This is a genomic window from Streptomyces sp. ML-6 (genome assembly GCF_030116705.1).
Taxonomy (GTDB): domain Bacteria; phylum Actinomycetota; class Actinomycetes; order Streptomycetales; family Streptomycetaceae; genus Streptomyces.
Window position 1 is genome coordinate 4,093,748 of the sequence record NZ_JAOTIK010000001.1, and the last position, 21,706, is coordinate 4,115,453.

At 72.2% G+C, this 21,706-nt stretch carries 18 protein-coding genes, 3 tRNA genes, 1 other RNA gene and 3 pseudogenes; 8 read left to right on the forward strand and 17 right to left on the reverse strand.

The window, feature by feature from the left end; genetic code table 11:
* Positions 1–111: 111 nt before the first annotated feature.
* Positions 112–684 carry a TetR/AcrR family transcriptional regulator gene (locus OCT49_RS18115; RefSeq protein WP_283852918.1) on the reverse strand — a complete coding sequence of 191 codons (573 nt, stop codon included), beginning with the start codon at positions 682–684 and terminating at the stop codon, positions 112–114.
* Between the two features lie 123 nt (positions 685–807).
* On the opposite strand from OCT49_RS18115, the gene OCT49_RS18120 reads away from it, so the two are divergent.
* Entirely contained in the window at positions 808–2,562 is a 1,755-nt protein-coding gene (locus OCT49_RS18120; RefSeq protein ID WP_283852919.1) for a carboxylesterase/lipase family protein, read from the forward strand.
* Positions 2,563–2,595: 33 nt separating this feature from the next.
* On the opposite strand, the gene OCT49_RS18125 is transcribed toward OCT49_RS18120, so the two are convergent.
* From OCT49_RS18125 to OCT49_RS18170, 10 genes and pseudogenes are all read right to left on the reverse strand, one after another.
* Positions 2,596–3,783, reverse strand: a complete 1,188-nt coding sequence (locus tag OCT49_RS18125; RefSeq protein WP_502963480.1) for a mannosyltransferase family protein — start codon at positions 3,781–3,783, stop codon at positions 2,596–2,598.
* A gap of 128 nt (positions 3,784–3,911) precedes the next feature.
* Positions 3,912–4,352 carry a hypothetical protein gene (locus tag OCT49_RS18130; protein ID WP_283852920.1) on the reverse strand — a complete coding sequence of 147 codons (441 nt, stop codon included), beginning with the start codon at positions 4,350–4,352 and terminating at the stop codon, positions 3,912–3,914.
* Positions 4,345–4,842 (reverse strand): SigE family RNA polymerase sigma factor, encoded by a 498-nt coding sequence (locus OCT49_RS18135; RefSeq protein ID WP_283852921.1) that lies wholly within the window; start codon positions 4,840–4,842, stop codon positions 4,345–4,347. The genes OCT49_RS18130 and OCT49_RS18135 overlap by 8 nt, the downstream gene beginning before the upstream one ends.
* 636 nt (positions 4,843–5,478) lie before the next feature.
* Positions 5,479–5,696 (reverse strand): annotated as a pseudogene (locus OCT49_RS18140) (hypothetical protein); the annotation flags it as partial.
* Positions 5,686–5,986, reverse strand: a pseudogene (locus OCT49_RS18145) (phosphorothioated DNA-binding restriction endonuclease family protein); the annotation flags it as partial. The pseudogenes OCT49_RS18145 and OCT49_RS18140, both read right to left, overlap by 11 nt.
* Positions 5,987–6,363: 377 nt before the next feature.
* Positions 6,364–6,786 (reverse strand): PIN domain nuclease, encoded by a 423-nt coding sequence (locus tag OCT49_RS18150; protein WP_283852922.1) that lies wholly within the window; start codon positions 6,784–6,786, stop codon positions 6,364–6,366.
* Entirely contained in the window at positions 6,783–6,998 is a 216-nt protein-coding gene (locus OCT49_RS18155; RefSeq protein ID WP_283852923.1) for a type II toxin-antitoxin system VapB family antitoxin, read from the reverse strand. Before OCT49_RS18155 ends, OCT49_RS18150 begins: the two co-directional genes overlap by 4 nt.
* 121 nt (positions 6,999–7,119) lie before the next feature.
* On the reverse strand, positions 7,120–7,470 hold the full coding sequence (locus OCT49_RS18160) for a WYL domain-containing protein (RefSeq protein ID WP_283856037.1): 351 nt from the start codon (positions 7,468–7,470) through the stop codon (positions 7,120–7,122).
* 350 nt (positions 7,471–7,820) lie between these two features.
* Positions 7,821–8,030: pseudogene (locus tag OCT49_RS18165) on the reverse strand (hypothetical protein); the annotation flags it as partial.
* 87 nt (positions 8,031–8,117) lie between these two features.
* Positions 8,118–8,202: transfer RNA gene (locus OCT49_RS18170), tRNA-Ser, on the reverse strand.
* 154 nt (positions 8,203–8,356) lie between these two features.
* On the opposite strand from OCT49_RS18170, the gene ffs reads away from it, so the two are divergent.
* The 7 genes from ffs to OCT49_RS18205 all read left to right on the forward strand — a co-directional run bounded on the left by ffs (position 8,357) and on the right by OCT49_RS18205 (position 17,259).
* Positions 8,357–8,451, forward strand: an RNA gene (gene ffs / locus OCT49_RS18175) — signal recognition particle sRNA small type.
* Positions 8,452–8,576: 125 nt separating this feature from the next.
* Entirely contained in the window at positions 8,577–10,235 is a 1,659-nt protein-coding gene (locus tag OCT49_RS18180) for a DNA polymerase III subunit gamma and tau (protein WP_283852924.1), read from the forward strand.
* Entirely contained in the window at positions 10,208–10,762 is a 555-nt protein-coding gene (locus tag OCT49_RS18185) for a hypothetical protein (protein ID WP_283852925.1), read from the forward strand. Before OCT49_RS18180 ends, OCT49_RS18185 begins: the two co-directional genes overlap by 28 nt.
* A gap of 181 nt (positions 10,763–10,943) precedes the next feature.
* Positions 10,944–12,194 carry a phosphoribosylamine--glycine ligase gene (gene purD, locus OCT49_RS18190; protein ID WP_283852926.1) on the forward strand — a complete coding sequence of 417 codons (1,251 nt, stop codon included), beginning with the start codon at positions 10,944–10,946 and terminating at the stop codon, positions 12,192–12,194.
* Between the two features lie 346 nt (positions 12,195–12,540).
* Entirely contained in the window at positions 12,541–14,484 is a 1,944-nt protein-coding gene (locus tag OCT49_RS18195; protein ID WP_502963390.1) for a hypothetical protein, read from the forward strand.
* Between the two features lie 207 nt (positions 14,485–14,691).
* Positions 14,692–16,155, forward strand: a complete 1,464-nt coding sequence (locus OCT49_RS18200) for a N,N-dimethylformamidase beta subunit family domain-containing protein (RefSeq protein WP_283852928.1) — start codon at positions 14,692–14,694, stop codon at positions 16,153–16,155.
* A gap of 189 nt (positions 16,156–16,344) precedes the next feature.
* A complete protein-coding gene (locus OCT49_RS18205) occupies positions 16,345–17,259 on the forward strand; it encodes a phosphoribosylaminoimidazolesuccinocarboxamide synthase (RefSeq protein ID WP_283852929.1) in 915 nt (304 codons plus the stop codon).
* Positions 17,260–17,320: 61 nt separating this feature from the next.
* Here OCT49_RS18205 and OCT49_RS18210 read toward each other — a convergent pair.
* From OCT49_RS18210 to OCT49_RS18235, 6 genes are all read right to left on the reverse strand, one after another.
* Positions 17,321–17,393 (reverse strand) — tRNA-Gly (locus OCT49_RS18210).
* Positions 17,394–17,415: 22 nt separating this feature from the next.
* The gene (locus tag OCT49_RS18215; RefSeq protein ID WP_283852930.1) at positions 17,416–18,027 is read right to left on the reverse strand and encodes a response regulator transcription factor; all 612 of its coding nucleotides are present in this window, start codon (positions 18,025–18,027) and stop codon (positions 17,416–17,418) included.
* The gene (locus tag OCT49_RS18220) at positions 18,024–19,397 is read right to left on the reverse strand and encodes a sensor histidine kinase (RefSeq protein ID WP_349632830.1); all 1,374 of its coding nucleotides are present in this window, start codon (positions 19,395–19,397) and stop codon (positions 18,024–18,026) included. The genes OCT49_RS18215 and OCT49_RS18220 overlap by 4 nt, the downstream gene beginning before the upstream one ends.
* 19 nt (positions 19,398–19,416) lie before the next feature.
* Entirely contained in the window at positions 19,417–20,271 is an 855-nt protein-coding gene (locus OCT49_RS18225; RefSeq protein ID WP_283852932.1) for an ABC transporter permease, read from the reverse strand.
* Entirely contained in the window at positions 20,268–21,320 is a 1,053-nt protein-coding gene (locus OCT49_RS18230) for an ABC transporter ATP-binding protein (protein WP_283852933.1), read from the reverse strand. The genes OCT49_RS18225 and OCT49_RS18230 overlap by 4 nt, the downstream gene beginning before the upstream one ends.
* 224 nt (positions 21,321–21,544) lie before the next feature.
* Positions 21,545–21,617 (reverse strand) — tRNA-Gly (locus OCT49_RS18235).
* Between the last annotated feature and the right edge of the window lie 89 nt (positions 21,618–21,706).

Sequence of the window (21,706 nt, forward strand, 5' to 3'; positions counted from 1 at the left end):
AGTAGTGCTCCCGCCCAGGCTGCGAGGGCGGTACTGGACGCGCGACCACGGGCGGACCAGTGGGGTCATCACCCGATCACGCCCGGACGGCGGCCGGACGCAGGCTCCCCCTCAGCGCGCGAGGTCGGCCAGGTCGCGCAGCCCCTGGAGCACCTCGGCGGCGGAGGGCGCGGACTCCGGGTCGCCGAGGCACTGGATCATCACGCCCGACATCAGCGCCAGCTGGACGCTGCCGAGGGTGCGCACGGAGGCCTCCGGCACCTCGTCCTCGGGGACGCCCCGCAGGATCGCCGCCATGCCCCGGCGGCCCTCCGTGATGCCCGCGGCGAGCGGGGCGCGCAGCTCGGGCCGGCGCCGGGCCTGCATGAACAGCTCCACCGAGGCCAGCCACAGATCGGGGTGGGCGGTGAAGTCCGCGACGAGGGACTCCCACATCCGCTCGAAGTGCCGCTTCGCGGACCCGTCGGCGTCGGGGACGAGGGCCCGCCCCATGGAGTCGCCCCACTCGTCGAGGATCTCGAACAGGGCCTGGTTGAGCAGCACTTCCCTGGAGCCGTAGTGGTAGCCGATGGCGGCCATGCTCACGCCCGCCGCGGTGGCGATGTCGCGGACGGTGGTGCGGTCGTACCCCTTTCCCCGCAGGCACTCCTTGGCGCCGACGAGCAGGGCTTCACGGTTCCCCATGCGCGGCAGAGTACCACCGCCTGGAACGAACGCATCAGGCGATGGCATAAGGCAATCGTCTGGCTCAGCCGCCTGAAACAAACGTATTGCGCGATCGCCCAAATCTCTCTAGCGTGCTGCCCCATGAGACACACCAGGAGCGTTTCCCAGTGGTTCGTCACCGCGCTGGCGCTCGGGGGGCTGGCATGGGGCCTGGCCGCACCCGAACCCGCGACGGCCCGGACGCCGGCCCCGGCGGGCGCCTCGAAGACGCGGGACATCGGCACCGTCGTCGACACGACGACGGGCAAGGTGCGCGGCACCGCGAGCGAGCGGCTGCGCGGTTTCCGGGGCATCCCCTACGCGGCCCCGCCGGTCGGCGAGCTGCGCTGGGCCCCGCCCCGGCCGGCCGCGCCCTGGACCGGGGTGCGCGACGCGACCTCCCCCGGCGCGCCGTGCGCCCAACCGGTGGGGCTCCCGATCGGCACGCCCGGCGAGAACGAGGACTGCCTCCACCTGAACGTCACCGCGCCCGCCCGCACCGACGGCAAGCGGCCGGTGATCGTCTGGATCCACGGCGGCAGCCTGATGTACGGCAGCGGGGACATGTACGGGCCCGACCGGCTGGCCGCCGAGGGCGCGGTCGTCGTCTCGGTGAACTACCGGCTGGGGGTGATGGGGTTCCTGAGCGGCACCACCGTCGAGGGAGCCGACGGCCTCGGCCTGGAGGACCAGCAGGCGGCGCTGCGCTGGGTCCGTGCCAACGCCGCCGCCTTCGGCGGTGACGCGCGCAACGTCACGATCATGGGCGAGTCCGGCGGCGGCTACAGCGTCTGCGACCACCTCGCCTCGCCCCGTTCGGCCGGACTCTTCGACCGGGCCGTCGTACAGAGCGCACCGTGCGCCACCGGCGGTACCCGGACCCGGGCCGAGGCGGAGGCCGACGCCCGACGGATCGTCACGGCACTCGGCTGTGACAAGAGCAAGAACAAGAGCAAGAGCAAGAACAAGAGCAAGAGCAAGAGCAAGAACAAGAGCAAGAACAAGAACAAGAACAAGAACAAGAACAACGCCCACAGCAGAAGCACGACCAAGAACACGACCACGACCAAGACCGCGAACACGACCAAGACCGCAAGCACAGTCAAGAACGCGAACACAGCCAAGGAAACGGAAGCCTGCCTGCGTCGGGCGTCCGCGGCCGATCTGCTGAAGGCGTACGGCCCGTTCAACGAGCCCCGTCCGGTGGCCGGCACGGAACTGATGCCGCTGTCCCCCGCGGAGGCGCTGCGCACCGGCCGGTTCAACCGGGTGCCCGTGCTCGTCGGCGTCAACCACGACGAGGAACGCGGCAGCGTGCTCGGCCGGGAACTGGCACCGGGGGGCGCGCCCATGGAGCCGGAGGAGTACGAACCCGCCGTCCGGCAGGCGTTCGGCGACCGGGCCGACGACGTACTGGGGCGCTACCCGCTCTCCCGCTTCGCCTCGGCCGGCGAGGCCCTCGCCACGGCCATGACCGACGCGTCGTGGTCGGTGCCCACGCTGGACACCGCCCGGCTGCTGTCGAGGTGGACCCCGACCCGGATGTACGAGTTCGGCGAACGCGACACCCCCTGGTTCAGGGGCTACCCGGCGCCGAGCTTCGAGCAGCGGGCCCAGCACATGTCCGAACTGGCCTACCTCTTCGACCTGGACCTGTTCCAGGACGTGAAGCCGGAGCAGGCCGGGTTCCGCGACCGGATGGTCCGCACCTGGGTGGAGTTCGCGGCCTCGGGCCGTACGGACTGGCCCGCCTTCCGGGGCACGGACGGACACGTGCAGACGCTGTCCTCCGACACCTGGGGCCGCGCGGACTTCGTACGCGACCACCACTACCGGTTCTGGAAGCGGCACCGCTGACCGGGGAGCCGCCCGGGGAGCCCGCCGCACGGCTCAGCCGGCCCATCGTCCGGAGAGGAAGGTGACGGCGAAGACCGTCATCAGGGGGGCCACGACGGCGAGGTAGGCGGTCCTGACGCGCGGGCTGCGCAGGCTCCAGGCGGCGAGCCCGGCCCACAGGGGCCACCACAGCAGGGTCGCGCGGGGTATGGAGGTGTACCAGTAGGACGTGCCCAGCGCCCACAGGCTGACCGCGATGTACGCCGCCTCCGCCCAGCGCCGCCGCCGCAGCAGCACCCCGCACAGCACCAGGCCGACGACCATGGCGAGGAGTTCGGCCTGGGACATCAGGGCGTAGCCGGTGCTCTGGGAGTGGCCGAAGGCGACGCGCCAGGTGTTCTTCCACGCCTCCCAGGGGGCGTGGAAGTCGCGGTACCAGCCGCGTTCCTCGGCGTGCTTCCAGGCCATCCAGTCACCGGTGTGCGTCTGGAGGTACCAGCTGTGGAGCAGGGGCGGCAGGGCGGGCAGCGCCAGCCAGGGCAGGCGGCGCCAGTGGGCGGGGGTGCGGGCGGTCACCAGGAAGTGGACCGCCAGGGCCCCGGCGAGGAAGAGCCCGCTGACCCGGACCGTGGTGGCCAGGCCCGTGAGGAGGGCCGCCGACGGCCAGTCGAGGCGCTGGGCGGCCAGCCACGCGGGCAGGGCGAACGCGAGGAAGAGCGCCTCGGTGTAACCGGCGGCGAGGAAGACCGCGGCCGGGGACAGCAGGAAGAACAGCACCGCTCGCGGCCCCGCCCCCTCCTGCGGCAGGTACAGCCGGGCGATCCGGGCCAGGGCCAGTACGGCGACGCCCCCGGCGACGAACGAGATCAGCGCCCCGGCGGCCGGCCAGCTCGGGACGACGGTGTGGACCGCCCGCAGCAGGAACGGGAAGCCGGGGAAGAACGCCTCCCTGTTGTCCCAGTCCGGCGTCCAGGGACCGGTCCCGTCCGGGAAGTAGCCGGACTGGGCTATGTGCAGGTAGTGCCACCAGTCCCACCGCTGCCACGAGGAGAAGAACGAACCGGCGTGGCGGGCCTTCCCGTCGTCGGGGAACAGCCACCGGGTGCAGTACGCGAGGGTCCAGATGCCCAGCCGGGTCAGCAGGTACAGCCACAGCACCTCCCGATCGGCGGCCCCGATCCGCAACCCCGGCAACCGCACTCGCGACCACAACCGTGACCGCACTCGCGACCGTGACGGCAACGACACGGACGACGGACGTTCGTGCTGCCGTTGCGGGGTCAGAAGGCTCACTGCACATCTCCTGGGTTGTTCTCACGAGTGCCGAACAGCCCGGACGGCCCGGCGGACCGTCCGGCAGGGGCGCGGGATCAGGGCGGCGGCAAGGTGGCGCTCAGGGTGGGGGAGGCCGGCGTTTCCGGCGGAGTCAGGGGGTGCGCGCCCGGCGCGTTCGACGGGTGCCCGCCGGAGGAGGGCGTGTACGACGGCGGAAGGGTGGTCTGCGGCGAGACGGGCGAGGACGTCGAGGGCGAGGGCTTCGTGGGGGAGAGCGAGGGCGAGGGCGAGGGAGCGGGGGACGGGGTGATGGCCGGCACGGTGGTGCCCGGGCTGTCGGGCAGCAGCGAGACCACGGCCGCACTCGCACCGGAGAAGACCAGACAGGCCCCGACGGCCAGCGCGACCATCCGGCGCCGGTGAGCACGCGCGCCGCGCTCGGTGATGTACGACGGCGGAGCGGAACGGGCACGGGCCTGCCCGGTGGCCGCGGCCTCCTTGAACAAGGAACTCAGCGGGTCGTGGGACTCAGGCACGGGGCCCCTCCTCGGTGCGCGGATCCTGCAGACGGTGCGAGAGCGTGGCCCGGCCCCGGGCCAGATGCGTCTTGACGGTGCTGGCCGACAGACCGGTCTCGGCGGCGATCTGTTCGACGGTCAGATCACAGCCGTAGTGCAGGGCCAACGTGCGGCGCTGCTTGGGCGGCAGCTCCCGCAACGCCTCCACCAGGGCCACCGACTCCGTGCCGGGTGCCTCCGCATGTGGAGGCACCCCACTGCGCCGCCAGGCGTCCGCGGCCCGCCGCCGCCCCCGCCACCGGCTCACCGCCAGCCGCCACGCGACCGTGCGGATCCACGCCTCGGGCTGCCCGTCACGATCGAGCTGACGCCGCCGGCTCCACCCCTTGACGAAGGCCTCCTGCACCACGTCCTGCGCCTCGTGCTGGTCGCCGAGCATCACAAACAGCTGCCCGGTCAGCCGGGCCGCCGTCTGCGCGTAGAACTCTTCGAACTCCTCGACGGTCAACAAACAACTCCTGGCTCTCCTCGGTCTCACCCGGAATACGCCCGGCACCCCTCATCCGGACGACACGAAACCCGAAGAAATCGGGTGACGGTGATCACACGACCCTGCACCCTGGGGTGCGTCGGTGTCTCTGATCACCGGTATCCGGACGTTTGGCAGAAAAGAAGTGATGAGCCTCTTGACCGGTAGGAAAATGGGAGGAAAACTGTCAATACACCAGAAAACCAGAGCGAGCCGCCCCATCGACGGAGACGTCCGTCGATCCGCGTGACCCACTCGTCGGCTCTGGCCAGGCCCCCGGCAGCTCCTCCGGATTCCGGAGCTTTCAGCGACGGTTGAAAGTTTTGGTACCGGGACGGACTGCTGGGGACTGCATATGTGTACACACGAATGCGCTGGTCGCGCGCCCCTGGCGTTCTTGTCGACCCGACGCACCTCCGGGCGCCCTTCGCCCGGGGCGGTTCGGTGCCGTTGATCCGACGCAGCACCTCGTCGCCCTGCGTGACTCCCACGTCGCTGAGCACCCGCGCCATGTGGGCGCCGGCGAAGTTTGGCGCCGACGAATTCCCGGTCCTCCGGTGCGAGCGACTGGAGCGCCGCCGCGAGGGCGTGTTCCCGGTCTTTCCGGCCGGAGAGCAGCCCGGTGTACCCGCCGAGCACGACGTCCTCGTGGACGCGCTGCGAGATGATCGCCGCCAGGTGGGTCACCTGTTCGCTCGCCGCGATCAGGACGACCTTGACCGGGCGGGAGTCCAGCAGCTGGTGGGTGTCGTTGCGGGCGGTGCCGTTGCCTCGGTGTCCGGCTGCGCTCCGACGTGGACGCCGCCCCGCAGCCGGCTGCGGGGCCTCACGCAGCTCCGGCGCCAGCCGCCCGGCGGCACCCCGTCGCCCGCAACTCCCCGACCTCGGTCCCGGGGCTGCCCGGCCCGCGCCCGGTGCGTGCCTCCCCCACCCCGTTGCTCACCAGACGAGGGAAGCGACAGCCGGACGACATCCGGCGGCCCGGCCCGCACCCGGTGAACAACTGCCGCAGATCCTCCTCCGCCGCGCTGTACCGCAGCTCGCTGTCGGCATCCTGCTGAAATCGACCGAGCGCGTGCAGGAAGAGCAGTGGCTTGTGCGGAGCCCATGCCCCATTCCTCGTTCACTGCCTCAACGTTCACTGCCTCAACTGCGCGTGCGCTCGGCCCAATCCATGGCCGGCGATCGTAGCGACGCCCGGAGGACCGGGGCCTCGCGACGGAGCATCCGACCGTGACCAGAAGCGGGACGGAGAAACGCCAGAGGGCCGGACCGCTTTCGCGGTCCTGCCCTCTGGGCCGGCGGAGGATACGAGATTCGAACTCGTGAGGGGTTGCCCCCAACGCGCTTTCCACATGTTCGTACGGGGTCCGGCGGGGGTCGTACCCGTCCTGACCTGCGGCGGAGCGTTCGGGGTGGCCCCGTCCGGACGGGGCCGGACACGAGTGAACGAGACCGGAAGCGAGACTACGAACGGAGGGAGCTCGGCATCTTTCTGCCTTACTTGCCGGTGTCCGGTCCGTACCACTGAAGGGCCTGGCCGGTGACCGCCGCGATGCATTCGAAGTCGCGGTCGCAGTGCAGGAGCGTCAGCCCTTGCAGTTCCGCCGTAGCGGCCACGACCAGATCCACGGCTCCGGCACTGCGGTGCTGTCCTCGCTTGGTGAGTGCTTCCTGCACCTGCCAGGCGCGGTCGTAGGCGCGCTCATCGGCCGGTACCCATCCGAACAGCAGACGCATGTCCTCGATGCCTTGAGCGCGGTCTGCCGCGGAGCGGGCGCTGTAGAAGAATTCGAGCTCCGTGATCGGGCACGTCGCGATGAGTCCGGCGGCGGCTGCCTGGTCCCAGCCGAACTGCTCGGCGTCGGTGCGCATGAAGCGTGCCAGGGCGCTGGTGTCGATCAGGAACTGTGCGGCGTTCACCGACGGTAATTGCCCTTCTCCCGGAAGAGTTCCAGGTCGAAGGCGCCGTCGGCGGAGGCCGCGCGCAGTCGGGCGAGTGCGAGCGCCCTCCGCCGGTTTTCGAGCACCTCACGCAGCGCGGTGTTGACCGTCTCCTTCTTGGTGCTCGTGCCGAGTGCCCGAGCGACATCGGCCAGCAGTTCGTCGTCGAGGTCGATCACGGTTCGACTCATGGGACATCCTTCCTGATATCACCTGTGCCATCAAATATATCTCGATGGATGACCCATGTCCCGGCTTCCTCGGGAAGCGATGCCGCCGCTCCTCGGCGTGGGCGTACGCCAGATCGTCTGCCTACGCCGGCATGACGCCGTGGATACGGGAGAGCGTGAAGACGCGTTCAGCGTTGCGCAGGTGGCACCACGCTTCCAGGTAGGGAGGGTCGATTTCGAGGTGGCTGAGGGTACGCACGGTGCGGCTGCCCGAGGCGGCGACGTACTCGACGGTGATGGCCGTGCCCATGTCGATGGCATGGGCGAGTTGGCGGACGTCGATGTACGTCAGCTGCTTTGCGTATGCGGCGACGGTCTCCTCGGTGTCCGTGCCGAAGGAAACCCCGGTGCCGAATGGATCGGGCTCCGGAGCGGTCGGCGGGGTGTCCAGCAGTCGGACCGCCAGGCCGAGCGAGTCGACTGTGGCAGGCACCTTCGCCGTTCGGCGTGCTGAGCGTCCAGTACCGGCCTTCGTGGTGGCCTTCCGAGGGGCCGGAACGGCGGCGGCCCGTCGAGGCAGCACCTTCTTGATGCGTACGGTTCCTCCGCGTCCTCGGCGACGGGCGCATAGCCCTGGTCCCGGAGCGCGGCGAGGGTCTTGTCGGGCGAGCTGCCGCTGACGAGCACCGTCGGGGCGAGCTGCCGCAGCCCGAGCGCGGCGAGTGCCCGGTGGGCGGCGAGCTCGCGGCCAGGAGCGCGGGTTCGTCGCCGTGGATGACGCAGGGGGCGGGCGGCGTCGGCGATGAGATAGGACAGGGGCTGCGGCAGGGGCCCGTTGGCGACGGCGGTCAGCTCGGCCGGAGCGTGACCGGTGTGCAGGGCGCGGCGGATGCTGTCGCCGCTGAACCGCCATACCGAGGCCGTGCCGCCGGTCTCCCGGTCGGCGGTCGAATCCAGGAGCTCGGCGAGGCGGGCAGAGGGCGAGCCGTCGACGGGGCTGGAGGGCGGGCGATTTCGGCGTGCTGCACGAGATGTCGCGAATGCCTGAGACAAGCGAGACTGGAACTGAGACCAGGAGATGCCGAAGAACCCGGCCGCCGAAGCGGTCCGGGTTCTTCACTTCGCCTGTTCAGGCGCCTGCGGAGGATACGAGATTCGAACTCGTGAGGGGTTGCCCCCAACACGCTTTCCAAGCGTGCGCCCTAGGCCACTAGGCGAATCCTCCGCCGCAAACAATACAAGACGTTGAGGGGTGCTTGCGAACCTGTTCCCCTCAAGATCGTTCCGGGAGCCTTCCGGGGGCCTCCCGGGGTCCTTCCGAACAGTCGGAGAGGGTGGGGAGGTGGACCGGTGGGGGTGGGGATCGGTTAAGGTGGGCGTCAGCCCCTCACGTGGCGCTATCTGACTGAACTCCCCCAGGGCCGGAAGGCAGCAAGGGTAGGTCGGCTCTGGCGGGTGCGTGGGGGGCCCTTGCGTTTCCCGGTGCCTCTTGTGTTTTCAGGGGCGGTCTTCCCGGGGTCCCGGGGCCCGGCACGGGTGCGTGGGCGGCTTCGGGCGGTCCGGGGCCGGTTGTCAGTCGGCCCGGATAACCTCGTATGTGTGTCGTCCCTTGCGCTGTACCGCCGCTATCGCCCCGAGTCGTTCGCCGAGGTCATTGGGCAGGAGCATGTCACCGACCCGCTGCAGCAGGCCCTGCGGAACAACCGGGTCAATCACGCGTACCTGTTCAGCGGTCCGCGCGGGTGCGGCAAGACGACCAGTGCGCGCATCCTGGCCCGCTGCCTGAACTGCGAGCAGGGGCCGACGCCCACGCCGTGCGGGGAGTGCCAGTCCTGCCGGGACCTCTCGCGCAACGGGCCGGGGTCGATCGACGTCATCGAGATCGACGCCGCGTCGCACGGTGGCGTGGACGACGCCCGTGATCTGCGGGAGAAGGCGTTCTTCGGGCCCGCCTCCAGTCGTTACAAGATCTACATCATCGACGAGGCGCACATGGTCACCTCGGCGGGGTTCAACGCCCTGCTGAAGGTGGTCGAGGAGCCGCCGGAGCACCTCAAGTTCATCTTCGCGACCACCGAGCCCGAGAAGGTCATCGGCACCATCCGGTCGCGTACGCACCACTACCCCTTCCGGCTCGTCCCGCCGGGGACGCTGCGCGAGTACCTCGCCGAGGTCTGCGGCAAGGAGAACAGCCCCGTCGAGGACGGTGTGCTGCCGCTGGTCGTGCGGGCCGGTGCCGGGTCCGTGCGTGACTCGATGTCGGTGATGGACCAGTTGCTCGCCGGGGCCGGCGACGACGGTGTGACGTATGCCATGGCGACCTCGCTGCTCGGTTACACCGACGGCTCGTTGCTCGACTCGATCGTGGACGCCTTCGCGGCGGGCGACGGGGCCGCGGCGTTCGAGGTCGTGGACCGGGTGATCGAGGGCGGCAACGACCCGCGCCGCTTCGTCGCCGATCTCCTGGAGCGGCTGCGCGACCTGGTGATCCTGGCCGCCGTGCCGGACGCGGGGGAGAAGGGGCTGATCGACGCCCCCGCCGACGTCGTCGAGCGGATGCAGGCCCAGGCGTCCGTCTTCGGCGCCGCGGAGCTGAGCCGCGCCGCCGACCTGGTCAACACGGGGCTCACGGAGATGCGCGGGGCGACCTCGCCGCGGCTCCAGGTCGAGCTGATCTGCGCCCGGGTGCTGCTCCCCGCCGCCTTCGACGACGAGCGTTCGCTCCAGGCCCGGCTCGACCGGCTGGAGCGCGGCGCCTCCTTCGCGACCGCGGGGCCGGGCCCCGCCATGGGGTACGTGCCCGGGCCCGAGGCCCTGGCCCACGCACCGGTGCCAGCCGCCCCGCCCGTGCCGCCCGGTGGGGGCCCGCCGCCGCGCGCGCCGCGGTACGGGGCGAGGCCCCCGCACCTGCCCCCGCGCCCGCCCCTGCCCCCGCCCCGGTGGCGCCGCCCACCGCACCCGCCGCCCCCGCGCAGCCCATGGCCCCGGTCGCCCAGCAGCCGTCGGGCGGGGCGCCGACTCCCGCGGGCGGTCAGCGCCCCGGGGCCTGGCCCACCGCGGCCGGTTCGGAGTCGGGACGCCGCCCCGGTGGCTGGCCGACCGCGTCCACCCCCGGCCAGTCGTCCGCCCCGCAGGCCGCCCCGGTCCCGGCCGCCGCGCCCGCGGCACCGGCGCATGCCGCCGCCGGGCCGAGCGCGGGAATGGCCCAGGGCGCCGCCCAGGTGCGGAACATGTGGCCGGACATCCTGGAGGCCGTGAAGAACCGCCGCCGGTTCACCTGGATCCTGCTCAGCCAGAACGCCCAGGTCACCGGCTTCGACGGCAGCACCCTGCAGATCGGCTTCCTCAACGCGGGCGCGCGTGACAACTTCGCCGGCAGCGGCAGCGAGGACGTGCTGAAGCAGGCACTCGCCGAGCGGTTCAACGCGCAATGGAAGATCGAGGCGATCGTCGACCCCTCGGGGGGTGCCGGCGCGCCGCCGCAGACCGGCGGGGGACGCCCCTCGGCCGCCGCCCCGCCGATGGCGCAGCGTCCGGCTCCCGCACCTCAGCAGAGCTACGAGCCCCGCCCGGCCCCGGCTCCCGCCCCCGCTCCGGCGGCCCCGCCCGCCGCGCAGTCCGCGCCCCGGCCGTACTCCGCTCCCGAGGCGCCGCGCGCGGTCGCCCCCGAGGACGACATCCCCGAGGCCGACGACCCGGATCTCGTCGACTCGGCGCTCTCCGGGCACGAGCTGATCGTCCGTGAACTGGGGGCCACGGTCCTCGAGGAGTTCACCAACGAGTAGGAAGAAGAGTTCACCAACGAGTAGGAACGGACGGGGAGGACGAGGGGCGCGGCCCGCCGTACGGGCCGGGGGCGAGTGGGGGACCGGACCGCCCCGGCGCGGGTGAGCGGCCGGATCGTCCGGGTGTCCACGGGGCGGCGCGCGTCGAGGGGGTCGCGCCCCGACGGTTAGGCTGCACCCCGTGAAGGTCCTCGTCATCGGCGGCGGCGCCCGCGAACACGCCCTGTGCCGCTCTCTGTCCCTCGACCCCGACGTCACCGCTCTGTACTGCGCTCCCGGCAACGCCGGCATCGCGGAGGTGGCCGAACTGCACCCGGTCGACGCCCTCGACGGCGACGCCGTCGCGCGCCTCGCCACCGACCTGGGCGCCGAACTGGTGGTCGTCGGCCCGGAGGCGCCGCTCGTCGCCGGGGTCGCCGACGCCGTGCGCGCCGCGGGCATCCCCTGCTTCGGCCCTTCCCGTGAGGCGGCCCGGCTGGAGGGCTCCAAGGCGTTCGCCAAGGAGGTGATGGCCGGGGCGGGCGTCCCGACCGCCCGCAGCTACGTCTGCACCACCCCGGCGGAGATCGACACCGCCCTCGACGCCTTCGGCGCCCCGTACGTCGTCAAGGACGACGGCCTCGCCGCGGGCAAGGGCGTCGTCGTCACCGACGACGTCGAGGCGGCCCGCGCCCACGCCCTGGCCTGCGACCGCGTGGTCATCGAGGAGTTCCTCGACGGCCCCGAGGTGAGCCTCTTCGCGATCACGGACGGCACCACCGTGCTGCCGCTCCAGCCCGCGCAGGACTTCAAGCGCGCCCTGGACGGCGACCAGGGCCCGAACACCGGCGGCATGGGCGCGTACTCCCCCCTCCCGTGGGCCGACCCCAAGCTGGTCGACGAGGTCATGGAGACGGTGCTCCAGCCGACCGTCGACGAGCTCCGCCGCCGCGGCACCCCGTTCTCCGGACTGCTGTACGCGGGCCTCGCGATCACCTCGCGCGGCGTCCGGGTGATCGAGTTCAACGCCCGTTTCGGCGACCCCGAGACCCAGGTGGTCCTGGCCCGTCTGCAGACCCCGCTGGCTGGTGTCCTGTTGGGCTCCGCCAACGGCACCCTCGACGAACTGCCCCCGCTCACGTGGCGCGACGAGGCCGCCGTCACCGTGGTCATCGCCTCGCACAACTACCCGGGCACCCCGCGCACGGGGGACCCGATCGAGGGACTCGACGAGGTGGCGGCACAGGACGCCCCGCACGCGTACGTCCTGCACGCCGGTACGAAGAAGGACGGCGACACGATCGTCAGCGCGGGCGGCCGGGTGCTGTCCGTGACCGCGACCGGCAAGGATCTCGCCGAGGCCCGGGAGCGCGCCTACACGGCCGCGGGCCGGATCCGGCTCGACGGTTCGCAGCTCCGCACCGACATTGCCCGCAAGGCCGCGGAAGCCTGAGACCGGCCGCCCTCGGGGCGGCGGGATCGCGATGCGGGGCAGGCCGACCGGCCTGCCCCGCATCACGTCGCCCTGTACCGATGCATCGCGCACCGCGCCATGGGCCCCGCCGCCCCGGGCCGGAACGCGCCAATGCCCCAAGCGCGGCGGCACGTCAGCACCTTTGCCCAAAGCCATTCCATCGAGTGACGACTGCGCCATCCGGATGACGCCTGCCGGGGCCCCAACTAGGGTGCGGCGCAAGCATTCCGGCACTTGGCCCACCGGCATTGCGATGTCAGTGACGGGTGTCACAGTGGGGGAGTGAAGAACACCGCCGCAGGGACAGAGGGGGTGACGTCCGGCCATGTCCGGTATCGGGATGAATGAGGAGACGGGTGCGCCGGGTGCGCGCGCACGAGCTCTTGCCCTGCTGAGGATCCGGGGCTGGGCGACGGCCGCGGCGATCCTGCCGGCGGCGGTGGCCGTGGTCCTGTTCGTGGCGGGTTCCCAGGGCCATGCCGTGGGCGGCGGTTGGGACACGGCCCGCTGGGTCGTGACGGCCTGCGCGGTCGTCGTGCTCCTGCTCGCCGTCGCCGTCGGAACGGCGATCGTACGGGCGAAGCCGGCGGTCAGTCCGACCGTCCCGCTCGCCGAGGAAGCCGCCCCCGACCTCTACCGCCTGGTCAGGGACCTCGCCGACCGGCTCGGGGTTCCCGCGCCCTCCGCGATAGCCCTGACACCCGACTGCGACAGCTGGTTGGAGGACCGCACGCACCCCTCGGCGCAGTCGGCCGGGGCCCCTGCCGCACGTCCCTCCGCAAGCTCCTCCGCGACCAGGGCCGAGGCCGCGACTGCGACCGAGGCCGAGGCCGGGACCGCGCCGTTCCATGCTCCCGCGCCGCTCCATGCCCCCGTCCCGCCCGCCACGGCCCCGGTGGCGCGTCCCGGGGCCGAGGCACCCCGGCGCCCCGGAGCGGGCCGCCCCCGCCGTCGCCGGGTCCAGGCGGCTCCGGTGCTGGTCATAGGCTCGCCGTTCCTGTGGTGGATGAGGGTCGCGGAGCTGCGGGCGGTGCTCGCCCCGGTCGTCGCGGGCACGGGCCCCTCCGCGCATCCCGACATAGCTGCGGCCCGCCGTTTCGTACGGGGTCTGGACGGCGTGGTCGCCGACGCCGCCGTGCCCGCGCCGGGGCCGCTGGCCGGGGTGCGCAAGGTGCCCCGCGCCTTCGTCGGCCGGATCGCCAGGCTGCTGCTGCGCGGCTGTCGCAACCACGCGGCGGAGATGGAGCGGAGCGTCGCCTCCGCCGCGTCGATCCGGGCCCAGGACGTGGACCACGGGCTGCGGATCGTCGCCCAGGAACAGGTCGGCCTCGCCTACGCGGGCTGGGACCGGCTGCTCACCCGCGTCGCGCTGCCCGCCTGGCGGATGGGCCGCTGGCCCTCCCGGCTGGACGCCGGGGTCGTCTCCGCCCTGACCGAGCTGTCCCGGCGCGACCGGCTCGCCGACGGGTTCGCCGCGCGGCTCGGCGAACGCCCGGCCTGCGACCTGCTGGAGGAGCCGGGCGCCGCCGACGAGGCCGCGTCGCTGCTCGCGGCCCGGCTGTTCCACGGCGGCCCCGCCCGGACGGGGGCGGACTGGTCGCCGGTCGACTGGCAGCAGTACCCGGAAGAGGTGGTGGACCGGAAGTGGCGCACCGAGGCCGCCCGCCTGCACCGGGTCCTCGACTCGATGAGCACGCCGGAAGCCGCCCTCACCTCCGCTCCCGCCGGTTCCGTCGCCCCCGGCACCGGTGGCCGTCCGTTCCGTACCGCCTGCCCCGTCGACGCGGGGGTGCCCACGCTGGCCCGGGTGGTCGATCACCTGGCGGGCCGGACCGGGGGCGGTGAGGCGCTCGCCGCCGGGATCAGCGCCGCACTGGCCCGGGAGGAGGCCGCGGCGGTCCGGCAGGCCCCGTCCGGCCACGCGCCGGGCGCCTCCGCGGTGACCGGTGCCTCCGGCGCGACCGGCCCCGCCCCGGACCTCTGGGGCCCCGATCCCCTCCCGTTCCTTCCGCTCCAGCCGCCCCGTACGGGCACGGAGCTGCTCGCCGACCACGTCGTGGCGATGGTCTGCTGCGCCGCAGTGGACACGGCGGGTGCGGCCCCCGGTCTCGACTGGCTCGACGGCCCCGCCCTGCTCGTCGACGGCGAGCGCCGGGCGGACCTGGGAGGCCCCGTCCTCAGCCTGGTCGAGGAGGGGGACGCGGAACCGCTGCGGTCCTGGCTCGCCTCGGTCGGCGTACGCACCGACAAGCCCGTACGCCTCGTCTGAAACAAAGGTCCGTTCCGTCACACCTCAACACCCGGAAGAGTGCGTTCCGTTCACGTCAATTCGCGACGAACGGTGACGGACTGCGTGCGTTATGTGATGTGCTGGGGATCGACGCTGACATCCGACGCAGCACTGTCGGCGCACCGATGACGCATGGCCGCGGGTGGCTCGACTGTTGTTGCGGGGGAGCTGAGGGAGGGGACGGGTATGGGGGCGGAGCAGATTCGACGTTGGGAGTCGGGTGCCCTCGCGCACGCCGTCTCCGACCCCTTCGGCCAGGGCCCCCTGCCCTGGCTGCGCGGCAGCGAGAACTACTTCGGCGACACCGGGCACGTCGTCCCCTGGTACGCCGATCCGGCCCTGACCCGCGGTTCCACCGACGGCGGCACCCGTACCGCCGACGACGTGCACCGGCAGATCAAGGGGTTCATCTCCACGGGCGCCGCCGCCCCCGGCGAGGCGGTCGACTTCCACATCACCGTGAACCCGCCCCGGCAGTTCTCCGTGGACATCTACCGCATCGGTCACTACGGCGGCGACGGCGCCGCCAAGATCACCACGAGTCCCCGGATCTCCGGCATCGTGCAGCCCGCCCCGCTCGCCGCCGACCGCACGGTCTCCTGCCACCACTGGTGGCAGTCCTGGCGCCTGCAGATCCCGAGCTACTGGTCGATCGGCGCGTACGTGGCCGTGCTCACCACGGTCGACGGGTACCGCTCCCACATCCCGTTCACGGTCCGCGACGAGCACCCGGCCGATCTGCTGCTGGTGCTGCCGGACATCACCTGGCAGGCGTACAACCTCTACCCGGAGGACGGCCGCACCGGCGCGAGCCTCTACCACGCCTGGGACGAGGAGGGCCGGCTCCTGGGCGAGGAGGGCGCCGCGGTCACGGTCTCCTTCGACCGCCCCTACGCGGGCGCCGGCCTGCCGCTGCACGTCGGGCACGCCTACGACTTCATCCGCTGGGCCGAACGGTACGGCTACGACATCGCGTACGCGGACACCCGCGATCTGCACGCCGGCCGCGTCGACCCGGGCCGCTACCGGGGCCTGGTCTTCCCCGGCCACGACGAGTACTGGTCGGTGCCCATGCGCCGTACCGTCGAAAGCGCCCGCGACGGCGGCACCTCACTGGTGTTCCTCTCCGCGAACACCATGTACTGGCAGGTCAGCCTCTCCCCGTCGCCGTCCGGCGTCCCGGACCGCCTGCTCACCTGCCGAAAACGCCGCGGCCCGGGAAAGTCCGCGCTCTGGCGCGAGATCGACCGCCCCGAGCAGCAGGTCCTGGGCATCCAGTACGCGGGCCGGGTGCCCGATCCGCACCCCATGGTCGTGCGGAACGCCGAGCACTGGCTGTGGGAGGCGACGGGCGCCGGCGAGGGCGACGAACTCGACGGGATGGTCGCGGGCGAGGCCGACCGCTACTTCCCGCGCATCGCGCTCCCCGAGCACGAGAGCCGCATCCTGCTCGCCCACTCCCCGTACCTGGACAGCGAGGGCGTCGGACGCCACCAGGAGACGTCCCTGTACCGTGCCCCGTCCGGCGCCATCGTCTTCGCCTCGGGCACCTTCGCCTGGTCCCCGGCCCTGGACCGCCCCGGCCACGTCGATTCCCGCATCCAGCGGGCCACGGCCAATCTCCTCGACCGCATCTGCAAGCGCGACTGAAACGCCCCCGAGCCCCCGCGCCCGCGAGACACGTGAGACGTACAAGCCGTGCGAGGCCCGTGATGCCACCCGTGCCCGTGATGCCTCCAGGGGCACGGCAGTCGGCGCCGCGGACGCCCCCGTTCCACTCCACCGCACCCGATACGGGAGAATCGGTACGACTCCTGGATCAACCTACGCGGAGGCAGCGTGTCCGGATTTGTAGAAAAGCCCGAACCAGTACAGGTCCCGGGGCTCACCCACCTGCACACGGGCAAGGTGCGCGACCTGTACCGGAACGAGGCGGGCGACCTCGTCATGGTCGCCAGCGACCGCATGTCCGCGTACGACTGGGTCCTGCCGACCGAGATCCCGGACAAGGGCCGGGTGCTCACCCGTCTCTCGCTGTGGTGGTTCGACCAGCTCGCCGATCTCGTGCCGAACCACGTCCTGTCCACGGAGCTTCCCGCCGGGGCCCCCGCCGACTGGGCCGGCCGCACCCTGATCTGCAAGTCGCTGCGGATGGTCCCGGTCGAGTGCGTCGCCCGCGGCTACCTCACCGGCTCAGGCCTCGTCGAGTACAAGGAGTCCCGCACGGTCTGCGGCCTCCCGCTGCCCGAGGGGCTCGTCGACGGCTCCGAACTCCCGGAGCCGATCTTCACCCCCGCCACCAAGGCGGCCGTCGGCGACCACGACGAGAACGTGAGCTACGAGGAGGTGGCCCGCCAGGTCGGCGAGGAGACCGCCGACCGGCTGCGCCGCACCACGCTGGACGTGTACGGCAGGGCCCGGGACATCGCGCGCGAGCGCGGGATCATCCTCGCCGACACGAAGTTCGAGTTCGGTTTCGCGCCCGCCGCCGACGGCACCGAGGAGCTGATCATCGCGGACGAGGTGCTGACCCCCGACTCCTCGCGCTTCTGGCCGGTGTCCGGATGGGAGCCGGGCCGGGCCCAGCCCAGTTACGACAAGCAGTTCGTGCGCGACTGGCTGACCTCGCCGGCCTCCGGCTGGGACCGCAGGAGCGAGCAGCCGCCCCCGGCCCTGCCCCAGGAGATCGTGGCCGCGACCCGGGCGAAGTACCTGGAGGCGTACGAACTCCTCACCGGCACGCCCTGGCAGTAGGACCGCCCGACGAACACGAAGAAGCCCCCGGCCGGAAGGCCGGGGGCTTCTTGCTGAACCGAGCGGACGACCAGGTTCGAACTGGCGACCTCAACCTTGGCAAGGTTGCGCTCTACCAACTGAGCTACGTCCGCAAGCGCCGAAGCGCGAGAACCACTATACCCATCCCCGCTGCCGCGCGAGACGCACCGCGGCATGCCGGTTCTCCACCCCGAGCTTCGAGACGGCCGCCGACAGGTAGTTCCGGACGGTCCCCTGCGACAGCGAGGCCCGCTCCGCGATCTCCGCGACGGGTGCCCCGTCCGCCGCGAGTTCCAGCACCTCGGCCTCCCGGGCGGTCAGCGGAGAGTCCCCCGAGGAGATCGCGTCGGCCGCCAACTCCGGGTCCACGTAACGGTTTCCGGCATGCACGGTGCGGATGATCCCGGCGAGCTGACGGGCGCTGGCGGTCTTCGGGACGAAGGCCCGCACGCCTGCCGCCAGCGCCCGCTTGAGGTGCCCGGGCCGGCCATGACTCGTCACGATCATCGTCCGGCAGTCGGGCAGTTCGGTCCGCAGCGATGTGGCGACACTCACACCGTCGGCGCCGGGCATCTCCAGGTCGAGGACCGCCACATCGGGCCGGTGGGCCCGCGCCATGGCCAGTGCCTCCGGTCCGCTCGCCGCCTCCGCGACCACCACGAGGTCGTCCTCCAGGGCCAGCAGCGCGGCCAGCGCGCCCCGGATCAGGTGTTCGTCGTCGGCGAGCAGTACGCGCACGGCCGTCATCGTCGTCCCTCCTGGAGGGCGGTGGGTGCCGCCAGTTCCGTTTCCGTCGCCGTTCCCGTGCCCGCTGCTCCCGGTCCCGCCCCCACCACTCCCGCTACCGCTCCCGCCGCTCCCGGCTTCGCGCGGGACGGCGTCCGGTTCTCCGTGCCGGACAGCGGGATCGTCGCGGTGAGCCGGAACAGGCCGTTGCCCGCCGGGCCCGCGTCCAGCGAACCCTCCAGCGCGCGGAGTCGCTCCCGCAGCCCGGCCAGTCCGGAACCCCCGGTCCCGGTCCCAGCCCCGGAGTCGTCGGCCGCCCCGTCGTTCTCCACCTGGAGCACCACCTCGTCCGCCGAGGACCCGATCCGGATCGTGCAGCGGCGCGGATCGCCGTGCCGCAGCACATTGGTCGCCGCCTCCCGCACGACCCAGCCGAGCGCCGCCTGCACGGGCGCGGGCAGTTCCCCGCCGGTGGTCCCCCGCACCTCGCACTCGATTCCGGCCGCGCTCAACACCCCGCGGGCCCCGGCCAGTTCCGTACTCAGATCGGCCTCCCGGTAGCCCCGTACCACCTCGCGCACCTCCTGCTGCGAGGTACGGGCTATCCGCTGCACCTCGACCATCTGGTCCACCGCCTCCGGCCTGCCGCGCTGGGCCAGTTCCGCGGCCAGTTCGCTCTTCAGCGCGATCACGGCGAGATTGCGGCCCAGCACGTCGTGCAGGTCCCGGCCGAACCGCAGCCGCTCCTCGGCGACCGCGAGCCGGGCCTGCAGGTCCCGGGCCTCCTCGGCCTGCCACATCACGGCCAGGCTCCAGGCGCTGGGCCGTACGGAGACCAGGATGATCAAGCAGCTGAGGAGCACCGCCGACGCCACCCCGCCCAGCGGCCCGCCCCGCACCCCGACCGCGGCGAGGGAGCCGACGCCCAGCGCGGCGAGGGCGAGTGCCTGGAGCAGGAAGGTGCGGACCGGGACCAGCAGGGTCTGTGTCGTCGCGAACGCCGTCGGCATGTTGATGACCATGAGGAACAGTCCCGAGCCGTTCACCCCGTCCACCCCGACCAGTGCCACCAGCAGCCCCAGGCTCACCAGGATCAGTACCAGGGGCGGCAGTTGCCGACGCCGGGGGAAGACGGACGTACCGAGGTAGTGCCTGTACGCCGGCCGTATGTTGAGGCTGTTCAGCAGGCACTGCACCAGGCTCACGACCAGCAGGGCCAGGCCCAGGAACAGCGGCAGCGGCTCATGGCGGATGTCCGACTTGAAGGGGGCCACCTGCCACGCCAGGGTGAAGAACCAGGGCATCGTCGAAACGGTCACCCGCGAGTACAGATCGATCCGTTCCAGCCTGCTGCGCTGCTGCCAGCCGCGGCGCCAGCCCCGCACGAGCACCGACACGGCACGTCCCCCCTCAGCGTCGCGGTTCCCAGCGGAACCAACGCTGCACAGCAAACACGGCGAACGCGGTCCAGGCCAGCCCCGTCAGAGCGGCCACCAGCAGGTCGGACCCCTCGGCCCCGCCCAGCCAGCCCGACCGGACGAGCGTCATCGCCCCGGTCACCGGCAGCAGTTCGCACACGGCCGCCACCCGGTCGGGCATGACCTCCAGCGGTACGAAGAGCCCCGAGCCCATCATCGAGACGAGGAACAGCGGGAGGGTGGTGAGCTGCGAGGTCTGCACGGTACGGGTGACCGTCGAGGTGGCCCCGGCCAGCGCCGTCAGCAGCACCACGCCCAGCAGCAGCCCCGCCAGGAGCAGGTCGGGCCGCTTCGGCGCGGCGAGGTCGAAGAAGACCGTCCCGGCCACGATGATCACCACGATCTGGGCCAGGGCCAGCGCGACCGACGGCAGCGCGGTCCCGACGAGGATCTCCCGGTCGGTGACCTCGCCGGTGCGCAGCCGCTTGAGGACCAGGTCCTCGCGCCGGGCCACGTACGACGAGACCATGTTCATGTAGACGGCCTGGATCAGCACGATGCCGATGCCACCGGTGAGCGCCGCTCCGGCGATGCTCAGCCCGGTCCCGTCGAGAAGGGACGGCTTGAGCGTCGACTTCATCGCCAGGACCATGGCGGCGGGCATCAGCAGCGCCACGAAGACGGCCGTCCGGTTGCGGGCGAGCAGGGTGACCTCGGCGCGTCCGAGGGCGGTCAGCCGGTCCCGGACCGTGGTGGTCGCCGCCCGCCCCGGCCCGGCCGGGGCGCCCGCCGCGGTGGTGGTTCCGGTCTTCGTCCCGGGGGTGCCGCCGGTCGTCGTGGTCGTCATCGCACGGCCGCCTTTCCGTTCTCCGTCGCGCTCCGCGCGATGTCGAGGAATGCTTCTTCGAGGGAGGCCGACCGGGCGTCGAGGCCGATCAGCCGGATGTCCGACTGCCTCGCCCAGGTCAGCAGTTCGTCCAGGGACTCCTGCAGCCGGTGGGTGCGGATCTCGATCCGGCCCCCCTCGGCGGCGGCCTGCAGCGTCAGCGGAATCCGTGCCGCCGGGACCCCGTCGGGCAGGGTGAACCGGATGCGGGAGGGACGTGCGGCCGTCACGTCGGCGGTGGTGCCCGCCGTCACGATCCGCCCCCGGTGCATGATCGCCAGCCGGTCGGCGAGCGTCTCGGCCTCTTCCAGGTAGTGCGTGGTGAGCAGGACGGTGGTGCCTCCGGCGCGCAGCTCGCGCACCAGCTTCCAGGTCTCGCGCCGTCCCTCGGCGTCGAGCCCGGTGGTCGGCTCGTCCAGGAACAGCACCTCGGGCCGGCCGAGCAGGGCCAGTGCCAGGTCGAGGCGGCGCCGCTCGCCTCCGGAGAGCTGCTTGACCCGCACCCGGGCCCGGTGGGAGAGCCCGACCAGTTCCAGGGCCTCGCCGGTCGGCCGGGCACCGCTGGTGCACCCCGCCCACATCCGTACGGTCTCGGTGACCGTCAGGTCGGAGGGGAAGCCGCCCTCCTGGAGCATCACCCCGATCCGCGGCCGGACGAGGGCGCGCTCGCGGAACGGGTCGTGGCCCAGCACCCGGATCGCGCCGGCGTCGGGCGCGGCCAGGCCCTCCAGCAGTTCGACGGTGGAGGTCTTCCCGGCGCCGTTCGTGCCGAGCAGGGCGAAGAGCTCGCCGCGCCCCACGGAGAAGGAGACACCGGCCACGGCCTCGAAGCCGCCCGTGTAGCTGCGGTGCACGCCGTCGACCTCGATGACGGGATCGGCCACGGGAACGACGGGGGAGCCGGCCACCGGACCGGTCGTGGAATCGGCCAGGGGGGCGGTCACGGGGTCGGTCCCGGGATCGGCCGCGGTGCCGCCCGGGCGGTCGCTGGGAATCTCGTCGCTGGTCATGTGCCCAGACTCCCGCCGGCTCGGCGCCGCGCTCAGTGCGGGCTGTCACCACTGCACATGACAAACGTCATGGAGCGGCCCTCAGCGGTTTTCGGCGGTCCTCAGCGGTCTTCGACGGTCCGAGCGGTCCTCAGAGATCTTCGGCGGTCCTCGACGATGAGAGGAGAGGAATACGGCGAAGGCCCCGGTCGAAATCGACCAGGGCCTTCAAAAATCCGATCAAGAGCGGACGACGAGATTCGAACTCGCGACCCTCACCTTGGCAAGGTGATGCTCTACCAACTGAGCCACGTCCGCATTGCTGCCGCTCATTGTACTCCGGAAGGAGCTCTCCGTGCGGTGCGAGCAACACTCTACCCGATCCACCGGAGTGGTCGTCGAGAGCG

Coding starts and splice junctions, on each gene's coding strand:
- OCT49_RS18195 (WP_502963390.1), top strand. CDS start 12,541: ATGTCCGGTATCGGGATGAATGAGGAGACGGGTGCGCCGGGTGCGCGC.
- OCT49_RS18200 (WP_283852928.1), top strand. CDS start 14,692: ATGGGGGCGGAGCAGATTCGACGTTGGGAGTCGGGTGCCCTCGCGCAC.
- OCT49_RS18155 (WP_283852923.1), bottom strand. CDS start 6,998: ATGAGTCGAACCGTGATCGACCTCGACGACGAACTGCTGGCCGATGTC.
- OCT49_RS18185 (WP_283852925.1), top strand. CDS start 10,208: ATGTGGCCGGACATCCTGGAGGCCGTGAAGAACCGCCGCCGGTTCACC.
- OCT49_RS18230 (WP_283852933.1), bottom strand. CDS start 21,320: ATGACCAGCGACGAGATTCCCAGCGACCGCCCGGGCGGCACCGCGGCC.
- OCT49_RS18225 (WP_283852932.1), bottom strand. CDS start 20,271: ATGACGACCACGACGACCGGCGGCACCCCCGGGACGAAGACCGGAACC.
- OCT49_RS18215 (WP_283852930.1), bottom strand. CDS start 18,027: ATGACGGCCGTGCGCGTACTGCTCGCCGACGACGAACACCTGATCCGG.
- OCT49_RS18120 (WP_283852919.1), top strand. CDS start 808: ATGAGACACACCAGGAGCGTTTCCCAGTGGTTCGTCACCGCGCTGGCG.
- OCT49_RS18115 (WP_283852918.1), bottom strand. CDS start 684: ATGGGGAACCGTGAAGCCCTGCTCGTCGGCGCCAAGGAGTGCCTGCGG.